Source organism: Arenimonas sp. (genome assembly GCF_036275555.1).
GTDB lineage: Bacteria > Pseudomonadota > Gammaproteobacteria > Xanthomonadales > Xanthomonadaceae > Arenimonas.
The window spans coordinates 17,438-31,815 of the sequence record NZ_DASUDO010000033.1; the positions used below are offsets into that span (position 1 = coordinate 17,438).

General features: G+C 71.4%; 12 protein-coding genes. 5 read left to right on the forward strand and 7 right to left on the reverse strand.

Features of this window, described 5'->3' with window-relative positions; all coding sequences use genetic code 11:
- Positions 1–42: 42 nt before the first annotated feature.
- From VFV21_RS08880 to VFV21_RS08895, 4 genes are all read right to left on the reverse strand, one after another.
- Positions 43–1,332, reverse strand: a complete 1,290-nt coding sequence (locus VFV21_RS08880) for a hypothetical protein (RefSeq protein WP_329669072.1) — start codon at positions 1,330–1,332, stop codon at positions 43–45.
- A gap of 31 nt (positions 1,333–1,363) precedes the next feature.
- A complete protein-coding gene (locus VFV21_RS08885) occupies positions 1,364–2,479 on the reverse strand; it encodes an OmpA family protein (RefSeq protein ID WP_329669073.1) in 1,116 nt (371 codons plus the stop codon).
- Positions 2,480–2,570: 91 nt separating this feature from the next.
- A complete protein-coding gene (locus VFV21_RS08890) occupies positions 2,571–5,171 on the reverse strand; it encodes a serine/threonine-protein kinase (protein WP_329669074.1) in 2,601 nt (866 codons plus the stop codon).
- A gap of 40 nt (positions 5,172–5,211) precedes the next feature.
- Positions 5,212–5,754, reverse strand: a complete 543-nt coding sequence (locus VFV21_RS08895; protein ID WP_329669075.1) for an ECF-type sigma factor — start codon at positions 5,752–5,754, stop codon at positions 5,212–5,214.
- Between the two features lie 138 nt (positions 5,755–5,892).
- Here VFV21_RS08895 and VFV21_RS08900 point away from each other — a divergent pair, with 138 nt between their 5' ends.
- Entirely contained in the window at positions 5,893–7,131 is a 1,239-nt protein-coding gene (locus VFV21_RS08900; protein WP_329669076.1) for an adenylate/guanylate cyclase domain-containing protein, read from the forward strand.
- A 3-nt stretch (positions 7,132–7,134) separates the two neighbouring features.
- Here VFV21_RS08900 and VFV21_RS08905 read toward each other — a convergent pair whose 3' ends face one another.
- Positions 7,135–7,902, reverse strand: a complete 768-nt coding sequence (locus tag VFV21_RS08905; protein ID WP_329669077.1) for an ABC transporter permease — start codon at positions 7,900–7,902, stop codon at positions 7,135–7,137.
- Positions 7,899–8,849, reverse strand: a complete 951-nt coding sequence (locus tag VFV21_RS08910) for an ABC transporter ATP-binding protein (RefSeq protein ID WP_329669078.1) — start codon at positions 8,847–8,849, stop codon at positions 7,899–7,901. The genes VFV21_RS08905 and VFV21_RS08910 overlap by 4 nt, the downstream gene beginning before the upstream one ends.
- Before the next feature lie 117 nt (positions 8,850–8,966).
- Here VFV21_RS08910 and VFV21_RS08915 point away from each other — a divergent pair, with 117 nt between their 5' ends.
- From VFV21_RS08915 to VFV21_RS08930, 4 genes are all read left to right on the forward strand, one after another.
- Positions 8,967–9,719: a ferredoxin--NADP reductase gene (locus tag VFV21_RS08915; protein ID WP_329669079.1), complete on the forward strand. Its 753-nt coding sequence runs from the start codon at positions 8,967–8,969 to the stop codon at positions 9,717–9,719.
- Between the two features lie 99 nt (positions 9,720–9,818).
- Positions 9,819–11,264, forward strand: coding sequence for an alpha/beta fold hydrolase (locus VFV21_RS08920; protein ID WP_329669080.1), 1,446 nt, complete (start codon positions 9,819–9,821; stop codon positions 11,262–11,264).
- The gene (locus VFV21_RS08925) at positions 11,261–11,995 is read left to right on the forward strand and encodes an ATP-binding cassette domain-containing protein (protein ID WP_329669081.1); all 735 of its coding nucleotides are present in this window, start codon (positions 11,261–11,263) and stop codon (positions 11,993–11,995) included. Before VFV21_RS08920 ends, VFV21_RS08925 begins: the two co-directional genes overlap by 4 nt.
- Positions 11,992–13,167: an ABC transporter permease gene (locus VFV21_RS08930; protein ID WP_329669082.1), complete on the forward strand. Its 1,176-nt coding sequence runs from the start codon at positions 11,992–11,994 to the stop codon at positions 13,165–13,167. The genes VFV21_RS08925 and VFV21_RS08930 overlap by 4 nt, the downstream gene beginning before the upstream one ends.
- A 118-nt stretch (positions 13,168–13,285) precedes the next feature.
- Here the strand turns inward: VFV21_RS08930 and VFV21_RS08935 are convergent, their stop codons facing one another.
- On the reverse strand, positions 13,286–14,290 hold the full coding sequence (locus tag VFV21_RS08935; protein ID WP_329669083.1) for an energy transducer TonB: 1,005 nt from the start codon (positions 14,288–14,290) through the stop codon (positions 13,286–13,288).
- Between the last annotated feature and the right edge of the window lie 88 nt (positions 14,291–14,378).

Genomic DNA, 14,378 nt, shown 5'->3' on the forward strand with positions numbered 1-14,378 from the left:
ACAGTGTTGGCCGGTGCCTGCGCCGATGCAAGCGCGAGAAAGTCAGTCCCCGTCCACCGGAAGCCCGTGGCGGCGGCCGAAGTCGAGGGCCTGGTCGCGCATGCGCTGGTCCAGCTCCTTCATGCGCTGGCGGTGGAACTTGCGGCAGTCGCTGCCGGCGCGGCCCGCGGGGCAGGCGTCCAGCGCTTCCCGGATGGCGGTGGCCTGGCCGACGAAATCGGGGACCTGGTTGCCGATCGCCATCGCCTCGTCCAGGCCTTGGGCGGTGAAGGCGGTGACGATGCGGTACAGCGAGGTGTCGCGCTCCATCCGCGCGGATTCCATTTCCACCAGGTCGATCACCAGGTCGCCGCCGTCGAGGTCGCCGCCCTCCCAGCGCGTGCGGTGCACGGTGCGGTTGGCGCGGATGCGGAAATCCTTCATCACGCCCACGCCCGCGCCGATGAAGGGCACCTGCGTCGCGATCGGGCTCGGGTTCCGGCCGACCCACATCTGCAGGAAGATGTCCTCGCCCTTGCCACGGATGCCCTGCACGTTGCCGCCGGGGCCCTCGCCCAGGGCCTGCGGCACGCGCGGGATCGTGTCGAGGAAGCGGCGGTGCTGGGTCATGTCGCGCAGCCAGGCGAAGCCGGGGCCGAGGTTCTCGCCCAGCATCAGGCAGGCGTTGCCGATATCGGGATGCTCGCCGCAGGCCAGCACGTCGCCGTCGGCCTGGCGCAACACGAAGTGCAGCGCACCGTCGCCGAACGTGCCGGCCGGCAGCAGGCCGTCCAGCGTCCAATCCGGGAACAGCAGGCTGCCGTCGGCGGTGTTCGCGAAATAGGTGATGCGGTCCAGCCCGCGCGAAGAATCCACAAGCTGGAGGATCCGCAGGTCGAAGCGGTACCGGCCCAGCTCGGATTCCGGGTTGGGCGGGAACGGGCTGTTGGCGCGGAAGGTTTCCTCGATGCGACGCCGGCGCTCGGCCAATCGCTCCTGCTCGGCGACGTTGATGATCTCCTCCCCGTGCGCGATCCAAGCCTCGTCGGTGCCGCTCTCCACCACCGGGATCGAGGGCAGCTCGAACGGGTCGTGCATCGGCGGCAGCGGCACGTAGGTTTCGCCGACCAGGTCGCGGGCGGCGTCGCTGCCGGACTCGACGATCGGGATGGCCGGCGCGAACGGATCCACCGGCGTCGGTGCGGTCACTTCACCCGCGGCCCGCGCCGCGTCGCTGCCGGACTCCACCACCTCGATCGGCGGCGGCGGGTCACCCCAGGGCATCGCGCCAGACGCCGCCAGCGCGCCACCGGCGATCACCACGCCCACGACCACCCAGCCGCGGGCGTTCACGCCAGGCCCCGTTCGGCGATGCGGCGCGACGTCACGGCTTCACCAGCTCGACGCGGCGGTTCAGCGCGCGGCCGGCCTCGCTGTCGTTCGGGGCCACCGGCTCGGTCTCGCCGGCGCCGCGCGAGCGCAGGCGGCGGTCGGCCACGCCGTGTTCGACCACCAGCGCGGAGCGCACGGCCAGCGCGCGCGATTCGCTCAATCGCAGGTTGACGGTGTCGTCGCCGACGCCGTCGGTGTGGCCGACGATCTCGAGCTGCAGCGCGGGATCGCGGCGCATCAGCTCGGCCACCTCGGCCAGCGCCGCGCGCGACTCGGCCTTCAGCGTGGCCTTGCCGGTGTCGAAGTAGATGCCGTCCAGGCGCACCTTGCCGCCGGCGGCCAGATCGGCCGCCAGCGCGTCGGCGTTCACGCCGACCTGGCCGGTCTGCATCGCCGCGCCCTCGACCACGGTGACCCAGGTGCGCTGCTTGTTCACCATCACCGCGACGCTGACCTGGCTGGCGCCGACCGTGCCCTCGGCCGCGACGTAGCGGAAGTCACCGCCCACGCCGATGTTCATGCCGGCCACGTCGTTCCAGTTCGAGGCGCGGTTGCCGGTGCCGCCGCAGGCCTCGCGGCCGGCGCACTGGTGCACGATGCGCAGGCCGCGGCCGCGCAGCGCGTCTTCGTAGTTGCGCGCGATTTCCAGCGTGGAGCGACCCGAGGGATTGTTGTACAGCGTGCGGGTGACGCGGCCCTCGACGGTGCGCGAACGCAGGTCGCCGTTGCTTTCCCGGGCCACCACGAAGTCGTAGGCATCGAAGGCCAGGGTGTCGTCCTCGCGCACGCTGGACCCGGCGTAGGGCTCGACCCGGAACGCGGCGGCCGGCGCGGGCTGGCCGGCAACGCCGGCGGGCGCGGCGACATCGCGGCCGCGGCGGTCGGTGTATTGCACCTCGTCGCCGCGGGCGCGGGCGTCGCGGGCGCAGCGCTCGTCGCCCAGCACGCAGCGGGTGACGCGGCGGGTCTCGCGGTCGGCGGCGTTGCGCACTTCGCTTTCGGCGGCGCGCTGGACGGTGCGCTTCAGGGAATCGCCGAAGTCCTGGGCCGCGGCGGGCGCGGCGGCGAAGAGCAGGGCGAGCGGCAGGTAAACGAGGCGGCGGGACATGCGGACTCCTGGGGTCGTCGGGCGAGGCGGCAGGCGCCCCGGTTCGATGACATTCGGGATCCGGCGGCGAGTCGTGCCACCGCGGCGCGGGTCAGTCCACGCAGTCGGCCGGCAGTCCCGGCGTGGACACACAAGCCAGGGCCCAGTCGCGACGCTCGAAGGACGCCGGCATCGCGCGGATGGCGTCCAGCAGGCGGGGCCGAAGGGCCGCCGCCGCGGCCGGGTCGGCGGCGTCGAGCTGGGCCAGGTAGACGCGCCAGCGGCGCAGGTCGGCAGGCGCATCGCGGGGCGGTTCGCCCGGGGGCGCGGTGGGCCTTGCCGCGGCGGCATCGCCCCTGCGCAGTGCCCACACGGCTTCCTCGAGCCGGATCGACGAATCCTCGGCGGACGCCGCCGGACAGGCGCGGCGCGCGGCCGCGACCTCGGCCAGGTCGTCGGCCAGCAGCCCGGCGCGCATGCGGTAGGCACAGGCCACGGCATGCCAGCGGGTGTCGGTGCCCAGGCCCAGCTGCGTGCGCATCGCTTCGGCGGCGTCCACGTGGCGACGCGCCGCGTCCAGGTCGCGGCGCACGAAAGCCACTTCGGCCGCGTGCAGCAGGCAGCTCAGGGCGTGCACATGCTTGCGGCCAAGCGCGGCATCGATCGCCAGCGTACGGCCGATCAGCCGCTCGGCCTCGTCCACGCGGCCGCGGTCGATGGCCAGCCCGGCCGCGTTGCAGTAGACGATCGCGGCGATGACGTGCGGCGCCTCGTAATGCTTGTCGGCCGTTGCGATCGCGGCGTCGGCCAGTCCCTGCGCGCGCTCGAACTGGCCGAGCTTGCGCAGCGTCGGGATGGCGTCGACCTGGGTGAAGGACAGCCAGCCGGGATTGTTGGCGTATACGGTCTGTGCGATTTCCAGCCGCTCGTCGAACAGCGCCAGGTCGTCGGGCTTGCCCAGCAGTGAGTTCACCGTGGTCAGGGTGGCCAGGAGCTTGAGGTGCAGGTCGGTGGCGCGCAGTTCGCCGGCCTCCACCTGCGGCCGCAGGCGCTGCAGGCGTTCGAAGGCCGAGGCGTTGTCGCCGGCGGCCGACTCGGCCACCGCCAGCTGCACTTCGATGTGGATCCGGTCGCGGGGCGCGGCGTCCGCGGCGTCCGCGCGGGCCACCGCCTCGCTGAGCAGCGCCACCGCGCGGGCGTTCTCGCCGCGCGTGTGCAGGATCGATCCGTAGTCCAGGCGCAGCATCCACTGCAGCGCGGGGTCGACGGCGGGGGTCGTCGCCAGGATCGCCAGGCCGCGTTCGAAGTTGGCGTTCGCCGCGTCGTACTCGCCCCGGGTGGCGCGGGCACTGCCCACCAGGCTGAGCAGGTCCACCGCCACGTCCGGCGATTCCGCTTCCAGGGCGTCGTCCACCAGCGCTTCGCCGGCCGCCAGCAGGTCGGCGGCGCTGGCGTCCGGGCCGCGGCTGGGGTTGGCGCCGGAGAAGATGTCGAGCACGTAATCCCGCACGGCCGTGGCGCGCGCCAGCGCGGACTCGGCCTGTTGCCGCGCCGCGTCGGCGCGGGCCTGGGCGTCGCGCGCCGCCTCGGCCTGGGCGCGGGCCTCGCGCGCCTGCCACGTGCTGACGCCGAATCCGATGACCAGGCTGGCCGCGAGCGCGGCGGACAGCGCCGCCAGCGAAGGATTGCGACTGACCCAGCGCCGCAGCCGGTAGCCGTGGCCGCCGCGGCGCGCCTGCACCGGCCGGCCGCCCAGCCAGGCGCCAAGCTCGGCGCTGAACTCGGCGGCGCCGGCATAGCGGTCGCGCGGATCGCGCGCCAGCGCCCTGCGAAGGATGGCCTCGAGGTCGCCAGGCAGGGCCGGCTTGGCCGGGAACACCCGCGCGCCGCCGGCCTCAGGCTCGGGCGCGGCATCGAGCAGCAGTTTGTAAAGCAGCGCGCCGAGGCCGTAGACATCGGTGGCGGTCGAGATCGCGCCGCCCTCCCGCTGCTCCGGCGCGGCGTAGCGCGGCGTGAACGGATAGCTGCCGCCGGAGGTCAGCTCGGCGGCGCCTTCCTCGAGCACGCGCGAGATGCCGAAGTCGAGCAGCACGGCGCGGCCGTTGCCATCCACCATCACGTTGCCGGGCTTGATGTCGCGGTGCACGACCAGGAGCCGATGCGCATGCGCCGCGGCCTCGGCCACCTGCTGCACCAGGCGCACGCGATCGCGCATCGGCAGCGCCTGGCGCTGGCACCACGCATCGATCTGCTCGCCCTCGACCAGCGCCATCGCGAACCAGGGCCGGCCATCGTCGGCGACGCCCGCCTCGAGCAGGGGCGCGATGCCCGGGTGCTGCAGCTTCACCAGGATCTCGGTCTCGCGGCGGAAGCGCGCCAACGCATCGTCGCCGGGTGCTGGCAGCGCGAGCAGCTTCACCGCGGCCACCTGCCCGACCGGCGGGGCGGCGGAGCGGGCGCGATACACGCGCGACATGCCGCCCTGCCCGAGCAGCTCGCCGATCTCCCAGCGGCCCAGGCGTGCGGGTTCGCGGTTGAAGGGCAGCGGCTGGTCGAGCGGGCCGTCGCCGGCGGACAGCATCTTTTGCACGCGCTCGCGCACCGCGGCCGGAGCTTGGGCCAGGCGCGCGGACTGCTCTGCCGACGGCATGTCGCGGAGCACTTCATAGAGCGCGATTGCGTCGCGCCATACCTGGGTATCGTCCTGGCTCATGCGTCCCTCTGACCGTGGGCGTGCTTGGGTTGCATGGCGCTCACCCGATCATCGCGTGCAGCGCGGCGCGCGCGCTGGCCCAGTCACGCTTGAGGCTGCGCTCGGAGCGGCCGGTGAGCAGCGCCAGCTCCGGGAAATCGAGGCCCCCGAAATAGCGCAGCTCGACCAGCCGCGCCTTGTCGGGGCTGGCGCGGCCGAGGCGCTCGAGGGCCTGGTCGAGTTCGATCACTTGGTCGGGCCGCAGTTCCTCGGCGTCGGCGGTGTCCATCTCCACCCGGACCAGGCCGCCGCCGTGGCGCTGCGCCAGCCGGCGCCGCGCATGGTCCACCACGATCCAGCGCATGGCCTGGGCCGCGGCGGCGAAGAAATGCTGGCGGCTTTCGAGGGCGACCTCGCCGCTGCCGCACAGGCGCAGGTAGGTCTCGTGCACCAGCATGGTCGGCGACAGCGTGGCGTCGCCGCCCTGCACGCGCGACTGCGCCAGCTTGCGCAGCTCCGCGTACAGCGCCTCGAAGGCCCGCGGCAGCGCCTGCGGGTCCCCGTTGCGGGCATCGGCCAGCCATTGGGTGATGTCGACGTCCATGGCGCCAGTTCGTCCGGGCGGTTTTTCCCGAAGTTACCGCCGGATTCCGGCCGATGCCACCCGGCGGCCGGTCCGATCCGACGGGAGGCCATGGGTTAGGCTGCGGACGGGGTGCCCATTGGCACCGGGGGAACAGGAATGACGCATTGGCTGCCTGCCGCCTGGCGCCGGCTTCGACGGCCGGACGCCGCGGCGACCGGGAACGCGCGCTGGCGGGTATTCGCCGCGTCGTGTGCGCTGCTGGGCCTGCTGGCGCACCTCGCCCTGCTGCCGTGGTTCCTCTGGCGCGGCGTGCCCGAGTTGGTCATCTACAGCCTGCTGACGCTGCCGGTCTACCTGCTGGCAACGTGGGTCTTCGTGTTCCGCCCCGGCCTGCCGCGGCGCTGGCACTTCTTCGCCACCGTCGGCGTCGGCCTGGAGCTGGCCGGCCAGGGCACGCTGGCCACGTGGCTGCTGGGCTGGGGCGCGGGCTTCCACTACTACCTGCTGCTGGTGCCGCTGGTGATCCTGTTCTCGCCCTTCGGCAAGCCCCGGCAGCGGGCGCTGCTGTCGGCGGCGGTGGGGCTGGGCTACCTGGCGCTGTGGGAGGCCGGCAACCGGTTCGCGCCGGTGTACGCGCTGTCGGCCGAGGAACTGCGCGGCTACCTGGTCGCCAACTTCGCGCTGGTGTTCGTGGTGGTGATGGCGATCGGCTTCCTGTTCGAGCGCGCCGCGACGCGGATGGAGGGCGAGCTGGAATGGGAGCGCCAGCGCTCCGAGCGCCTGCTGCTCAACACGCTGCCGGCGGCGATCGCGCAACGGCTCAAGGACCGCCCGGGCGAAGCCATCGCCGACCGGCACGCCGAAGTCTCGGTGCTGTTCTGCGACATCGTGGGCTTCACCCGCCTGTCCGAACGGCTGCCGCCCGAAGAACTGGTGGCGCTGCTCAACCGCGTGTTCACCGCCTTCGACGACCTGGCCGACCGCTATGGCGTGGAGAAGATCAAGACCATCGGCGATGCCTACATGGTGGCGGCCGGGCTGCCGGAAGCGCGCGCGGACCACGCCGCGGTGCTGGCCGACCTGGCCCTGGGCATGGTGGCGGCGGTGGGCGCGCTGCGCGACGAAACCGGCGCCGCGCTCGACGTGCGGATCGGCATCCACAGCGGTGCGGTGGTGGCCGGCGTGATTGGCCGGCGCAAGTTCGCCTACGACCTGTGGGGCGACGTGGTGAACACCGCCGCGCGGATGGAATCACACGGCGTGCCCGGGGCGGTACAGGTGACCGAGGCCACCGCCCGCCTGCTCGGCGACGCCTACGCGCTGGCGCCGCGCGGCGAGCTGGAGGTCAAGGGCAAGGGCGCGATGCCCGTGTACCTGCTGCAGCCGGCCGGCTGAGGCTCAGCTGCGCAGCCCGATGCCCCGCTTCAGCAGCCACAGGCCCAGCGCGCCCAGCGCCAGCACGAAGCCGAACATCAGCGCGAACGCCGTGGCCATGGACACGTCGCTCTGGCCCAGCAGCCCGTAGCGGAAGGCGTTGACCATGTAGAAGATCGGGTTGAAGTGGGTCGCCGTCTCGGCCCATCCCGGCAGCAGCTTCACCGAATAGAACACGCCGCCGAGGTAGGTGAGCGGGGTGAGGATGAAGGTCGGGACGATGGCGATGTCGTCGAACTTCTTGGCGTACACCGCGTTGACGAAGCCGGCGAGCGAGAAGATGGTCGCGCCCAGCAGCACCGTGGCCAGCGTGATGAAGGGATGCGGCACGCTGACCTTGGTGAAGAACATGGCGATCACCAGCACGATCGCGCCCACCATCAGCCCGCGCAGCACGCCGCCGGCGACGTAGCCACCCAGGATCACCCAGTTCGGCATCGGGCTGACCAGCATTTCCTCGATGTGGCGGCCGAACTTGGCGCCGAAGAAGCTGGAGCTGATGTTGCCGTACGCGTTCTGGATGATGGCCATCATCACCAGGCCCGGCACGATGAAGTCCATGTACGAGATGCCGTCCATGGTGCCGATGCGCGAGCCGATCAGGTTGCCGAAGATCAGGAAATACAGCGTCATCGTGATCGCCGGCGGCACCAGGGTCTGGCCCCAGATGCGCAGGATGCGGGCGACCTCGCGGCGGGCGATGGTCTTGAGGGCGGTCAGGTTCTGGCTCATGCGGCCGCTCCCTTGGCGGCCGCTTCGGGCTGGCCGGTCAGGCGCACGAACAGCTCCTCGAGGCGGTTGGACTTGGTGCGCATCGAGCGCACGCGGATGCCCGCTTCGCCCAGCGCGGCGAACACGCGGTTGAGGTCCATCTCGCGCGGCATCTCGATGTCCAGGGTGTGGGCGTTCTCGGCCACCAGGGTGGCGCCGGGGATGGCCGGCAGCGTGGCCGGCAGCTCGCCGTCGATGTCGAGCAGGAAGCCCTCGACGTCGAGCTTGGCCAGCAGCGCGCGCATCGGTCCCTGCTCGATGATCTGGCCGCGGTCGATGATGGCCAGGTTGCGGCAGAGGCTCTCGGCCTCCTCCAGGTAGTGGGTGGTGAGGATGACCGTGGTGCCGGCGGCGTTGACCTCCTTGAGGGTCTTCCACATGCCGCGGCGGATCTCGATGTCGACGCCGGCAGTGGGCTCGTCGAGGATCAGCAGCCTGGGCCGGGTCATCATGGCGCGGGCGATCATCAGCCGGCGCTTCATGCCGCCCGACAGGGTGCGCGACATGGTGCGGGCCTTTTCCCACAGCTGGGCCTTCTTGAGCTCCTCCTCGGCGCGTTTCTCGGCTTCTGCACGGGGGATGCCGTAAAAGCCTGCGTAGTTCACGCAGATGTCGAACGGCTGCTCGAACATGTTGAAGTTGATCTCCTGCGGCACCAGCCCGATCTGCCGCATGGCGTCGGAACGGTGGGTGTGCAGGTCGATGCCGAACACCCTCACGTCGCCGGAGGTCTTGTTCACGAGCGAGCTGACCACGCCGATGAGGGTGGACTTGCCGGCGCCGTTGGGGCCGAGCAGGGCATAGAAATCGCCGGGGGCCACGGTGAGCGAGACGCCCTTGAGCGCCTGCACGCCGGTGGCATAGGTCTTCCGGAGATCGGTGATCTCGAGTGCGGGATGGTTTGGCATGGGGCTCCTGGACCGCCGCGGCGCTGCGCCGGGGGTCTGCGGCCCGTATTATATCGGCCTCGCCGGTCCGTCCCCGGCGTCGTCGCGGTACACAGTTTCCCGATCCTGGAGTCAGCCTTGGCCATCGTGCAGTTCCCGCTCCGCCTGGTCGCCAGCCGCATGCTGGCCCCGACCGTGCGCCACCTCGCCTTCGCCCGCGACGATGGCCAGCCGCTCGACTTCATCCCGGGCCAGTTCGTGCAGGTGCACTTCAACTACCCCGACGGCACCCCGACCAAGCGCAGCTACTCGCTGGCCACCATGCACGACCACGCGATGGGCCCGGGCGAGGCGATCGAGATCGCGGTCAGCTACGTCGCCGGCGGCGCCGCCACCGCGCTGTTCGAGGCCATGGACGAAGGCCAGCAGATCCAGGCCAGCGGGCCCTACGGCCGCTTCTGCCTGGTGCCGTCCGATGCCAACCGCCGCTACCTGCTGATCGGCACCGGCACCGGCATCACCCCGTACCGGGCGATGCTGCCGCGCCTGGCCGAGCTGATGGCCGAACGCGGCGTCGAGGTCGTGCTGCTGTTCGGCTGCCGCAAGCCCGAGGAGCTGATCTACGGCGAGGACTTCTACGCCTTCGCCGCCGCGCACCCGAACTTCCGCTTCGTGCCCTGCTTCAGCCGCGAACTGCCGGCCGACCCGCACCCGGACGTGCGCCAGGGCTACGTGCAGGACGTGCTGGCGGAATTCGCCCCGTCCGCCGAGGGCGACATCGCTTACCTCTGCGGCAACCCGAACATGGTCGACGCCACCTTCGAGGTGCTCAAGGCCGCCGGGCTGCCGGTGCCGCACATCCGCCGCGAGAAGTACGTCAGCAGCAAGTAGTCCCGCGTCCTGGCCCGCCCGTCGGGGGGCCTTTGTCACCTTTTGCGCCGACGGCCGTCTGTAGTACATGACACCCTGCCGTTCGACCCTGAGGTCACCATGCGAAGACTGCTTCCCGTCGCCCTGCTGATGCTGTCGCTGCCGGTTTCGGCGCGCACGCTGGGCAGCCTCGAGTTCACGCCCTGCGACATCGGCCGGGCCGGCACCGGCGCCACCGTGCGCGCCGAGTGCGCCACGCTCGACGTGCCCGAAGACCCGGCCCGGCCCGACGGCCGCAAGATCGCGCTGCGCGTCGCCATGCTGCCGTCCCGCGCCGCCGAACCCGCCGCCGATCCGCTGATCTTCTTCGCCGGCGGCCCGGGCCAGTCGGCCGTGGACAGCCTCGCCACCGTCGCGCCGGGGCTGGCGCGGGTGCGCGAGAAGCGGCACCTGCTGTTCATGGACCAGCGCGGCACCGGCGGCTCGAACCCGCTGGCCTGCAAGCTGCCGATGGACGCGGAGCTCGCCACGCCGTCCGCCGAAATGCAGGTGGAGATGGCCGAGGACTGCCGTGATTCGCTCGATGCGGACCTCGCGCAGTACACGACCACCGTCGCCGCCGCCGACGTCGAGGCGCTGCGCCAGGCCATCGGCGCGCCGAAGCTCAATCTCTACGGCGGCTCCTACGGCACCCGCATGGCGCAGGAGTACGCGCGCCAGCGGCCCGACGCCGTCCGCAGCATCGTCCTCGATGGCGTGGTGCCGCCGGGGCTGGCGCTGGGCAGCGAGCACGCCATCAACCTCGAGGCGGCGCTGAAGCAGATCCTCGGCCGGTGCGCCGAACAGGCGGGCTGTGCGAAGGCCTTCGGCGATCCGTACCGCACGCTGTACACGCTGCGCGACCAGGCGCGGGCGACGCCGCTGGCGGTGACGCTGCGCGACCCGCTGACCCACGAGCCGCGCGAGCTCCGGCTCGACGAAGGCGCGGTGGCGCTGATCGCGCGCCTGTTCGCCTACGCGCCGGAGACGGCGGCGCTGCTGCCGCTGCTGCTCGACGAGGCCGCCAAGGGCCGGCCGGAATCGCTGGTGGCACAGGCGGCACTGGTGTTCGATTCGCTCTCGGGCGAGATCAACCACGGCATGCAGCTGTCGGTGATGTGCGCCGAGGATGCACCGCGGCTGCAGGCGCGGCCGGAAGACCAGGACCTGGTGCTGGGCGAAGCCATCATCAGCGTCTCGCTCAACCAGTGCAGCGTGTGGCCGAAGGGGCCGGTGTCGCCGGGTTTCCACGAGCCGCTGGCCACCGACATCCCGACCCTGCTGCTCTCGGGCGAGTACGACCCGGTGACGCCGCCGCGCTACGGCGAGGAAGTGCTGAAGTCGCTGGGCAAGGCGCGCCACCTGGTCGGCGCCGGCCAGGGCCACATCATGCTCTCGCGCGGCTGCACGCCGCGGCTGGTCGGCCAGTTCATCGACAAGCTCGACCCCGAAGGCCTGGACGCCAGCTGCCTGGAGCCGCTGGGCGCGACGCCCTTCTTCATCAACTACAACGGAGCCGAGCCGTGATCGAAGTCCGCGATTTGCACAAGGCATTCGGCAAGGTGAAGGCCGTGGACGGGGTCGGCTTCTCCGCCGCCGACGGCCAGATCACCGGCCTGCTGGGCCCCAACGGCGCCGGCAAGACCACCTCGCTGCGCATGCTCTACACCCTGATGAAGCCCGACCGCGGCCAGGTGCTGGTGGACGGCATCGACGCCAACATCGACCCGGCCGGCGTGCGCCGCCGGCTGGGCGTGCTGCCCGACTCGCGTGGCCTGTACAAGCGCCTGACCAGCCGCGAGAACATCCGCTACTTCGGCCAGCTGCACGGCATGGACGACGCGCTGATCGCGCAGCGCACCGAGGCGCTTGCGAAGGCGCTGGAGATGGGCGACATCATCGACCGCCGCACCGAGGGCTTCTCGCAGGGCCAGCGGGTGAAGACCGCGATCGCCCGCGCGCTGGTGCACGACCCGCGCAACGTGATCCTTGACGAGCCGACCAACGGCCTGGACGTGATGGCGACGCGCGCGATGCGGCGCTTCCTGCTGCAGCTGCGTGCGGAGGGCCGCTGCGTATTGTTCTCCAGCCACATCATGCAGGAGGTGGCGGCGCTGTGCGACCGCATCGTCATCATCGCCCGCGGCCAGGTGGTCGCGGAGGGCACGCCCGACGAACTGCGCGCGCAAACAGGTGAAAGCAACCTCGAGGACGCCTTCGTCAAGGCGATCGGCACCGAAGAAGGACTGATGGCATGAAGGCCGCGATCGTAGTTTTCCTCAAGGAAGCCAGGGAGAACCTGCGCGACCGCAAGACGGTGCTCAACGCGCTGGTGATGGGCCCGCTGCTGGGTCCGGTCTTCTTCGCGATCATGATGGGCTTCATCATCAACAAGCAGCTCGACAGCGCCGAGAAGCCGCTGTCGCTGCCGGTGGTCGGCGCCGAGCATGCGCCGAACCTGGTGGCGTGGCTGAAGCGCCAGGGCGTCGAGATCGAGCCCGCGCCCGCCGACGGCGAGGCCGCCATCCGCGCGCGCGATGCGCGGGCCGTGCTGGTGATCCCGGCCGGTTTCGGCGAGCACTGGCGCAAGGGCGAAACGGCGCAGGTGCAGGTGCTGTTCGACAGCTCCGACCAGGACGGCCGGGCGCCGAAGGCACGCATCAGCGCCTTGCTCGACGCGTACTCGCAGCAACACGCCTCCCTGCGCATCGCCGCACGCGGCCTGCACCCGGCGCTGCTGTCGCCGGTGGTGGTGGCCGATCGTGACCTGGCCAGCAACCAGCAGCGCGCCGGCCAGCTGCTCGGGTTCCTGCCCTACCTGCTGGTGCTGGGCGCCTTCCTGGGCGGCATGTACCTGGCCATCGACACCACCGCCGGCGAGCGCGAGCGGCAGTCGCTCGAGCCGCTGCTGGCCAACCCGGCGACCCGCGCCGAGATCGTGCTGGGCAAGCTGGGCGCCACGTTCGGCTTTGCGATGACCAGCATGATGCTGAGCCTGGTCGCGTTCTCGATCGCGTTCCAGTTCATCGACCTGGACCGGCTGGGCATGCGCATCGACTTCGGCGCCGGCCTGATCCTGCGCGCCGGCCTGCTGATGGTGCCGCTGGTGATGTGCTTCGCCGCGCTGCAGACGATCGTGGCGGCCTACGCCAAGAGCTACCGCGAGGCGCAGACCTACCTGTCGCTGCTGATGCTGGTGCCGATGCTGCCCTCGGTGATCCTGATGGTGAACCCAATGAAGGGCGAACTGTGGATGTCGGCGGTGCCGCTGCTGTCGCAGAACGTGCTGGTGATGGCGCTGGCCCGCGGCGAGACGGTGGCGATGGCCGACTTCGCGCTCAGCTTCGGCGCAACCCTGGCCCTGGCGGTGCTGCTGGTGTGGGTCGCCGTCCGCATCTACCACCGCGAACAACTCGCCGTCTCCGCCTGAGCAAAAAAGGGGTCAGAGGAATTATTTGTTTGAAACAAATAATTCCTCTGACCCCTTTTCTTGGCGGAAAAAAGGCCCGGCATTGCCGGGCCTTTTCTGTTTGCTGCCTTGCCGCGGCTTACATGCGGAAGGTGAAGGTGCGGGTCAGCGTAGCCGGCTGGTCCATCGGCTGGAAGCGCCAATCGCGGACGGTGGCCAGCACTTCGCGGTCGAAGGCACCGCGCGGCTGGGCGCGGACGACGCGGACGTTGCTGACCGTGCCGTCGGCGGCGATGCTGATTTCGACCGTGATCTCGCCGGTGATGCCGGAGCGCGCCGCCGAGGCCGGGTAGGCCGGCTGCGGGGTGCGGATGCCGACCGGCGTGGTGGCGCGCGGGGCCGGGGCCGGGGTGGCGACCGGAGCCGGCGGCGGGGTCGTCGGCTGGGCAACGGCCGGAGCCGGGGTCGGCGTGGCGGGCGCCGGGGTGGGCTGGGCCGGCGCCGGCGTCGGGGTCGGCTCCGGGGCGGCCGCCGCGGCGGCCGCGGCGGCGGCGGCGCGCTCGGCGGCGGCTTCCGCGTCGCGCAGGCGCTGCTCTTCGCGGGCGGCTTCCTGAGCCACGCGGTCGGCGGCGCTGGCCTGGCCCTTGGCGATGGAGTCGGTGATGCGCGGCAGCGACGGGGTCTGCGGGTCGGTCTTCTCGATCAGGCCACGCAGGCGATCGGCTTCGATGAAGTCCTCGCGGCCGATGGCCTGCTCCGCGGCGATGATGGCGTAGGGCATCAGGTCGATCAGGGCGCTTTCAGCCAGCGGATCGACTTTCTCGCTGCGGGCGCGCAGGGCTAGGTAGTACTCCATGGCGTTGTCGCCAGCCGGGGCGTACAGGCGCTGTTCGCGCAGGGCCTGGCTGCCGCGGCTCTTGAGTTCCTCGGGGCTGAGGCTGGCCAGCGCGGCTTCGGCGGCCTGGGCGGCCTCCTGGGCGGCGACTTCCTCGGCCGAAGGACCGGCCGGCTGGGCCGGGGCGGCCGCGGGGGCGTCGCCGGCGGGGGCCGATTCATCCTTGGAGCAGGCGGCGAGGGTGAGCCCCAACGCCAGCGCGATGCCCCAGCGCAGGGCGCGGGACGGAGTGGAAGTCGTAACGGTCATGTCTTTCCCCTGAAAAAATCACCAAACCATGACGATCAGCACATAAGAGTTTGGCCGGTTTGTCAAGCTGGTTTCGTTGCGAAGCTTG

Excerpts from the sequence above, each read along its gene's own strand:
- VFV21_RS08885 (WP_329669073.1), bottom strand. The coding sequence starts at position 2,479 with ATGTCCCGCCGCCTCGTTTACCTGCCGCTCGCCCTGCTCTTCGCCGCC.
- VFV21_RS08890 (WP_329669074.1), bottom strand. The coding sequence starts at position 5,171 with ATGAGCCAGGACGATACCCAGGTATGGCGCGACGCAATCGCGCTCTAT.
- VFV21_RS08895 (WP_329669075.1), bottom strand. The coding sequence starts at position 5,754 with ATGGACGTCGACATCACCCAATGGCTGGCCGATGCCCGCAACGGGGAC.
- VFV21_RS08900 (WP_329669076.1), top strand. The coding sequence starts at position 5,893 with ATGACGCATTGGCTGCCTGCCGCCTGGCGCCGGCTTCGACGGCCGGAC.
- VFV21_RS08905 (WP_329669077.1), bottom strand. The coding sequence starts at position 7,902 with ATGAGCCAGAACCTGACCGCCCTCAAGACCATCGCCCGCCGCGAGGTC.
- VFV21_RS08910 (WP_329669078.1), bottom strand. The coding sequence starts at position 8,849 with ATGCCAAACCATCCCGCACTCGAGATCACCGATCTCCGGAAGACCTAT.
- VFV21_RS08920 (WP_329669080.1), top strand. The coding sequence starts at position 9,819 with ATGCGAAGACTGCTTCCCGTCGCCCTGCTGATGCTGTCGCTGCCGGTT.
- VFV21_RS08930 (WP_329669082.1), top strand. The coding sequence starts at position 11,992 with ATGAAGGCCGCGATCGTAGTTTTCCTCAAGGAAGCCAGGGAGAACCTG.
- VFV21_RS08935 (WP_329669083.1), bottom strand. The coding sequence starts at position 14,290 with ATGACCGTTACGACTTCCACTCCGTCCCGCGCCCTGCGCTGGGGCATC.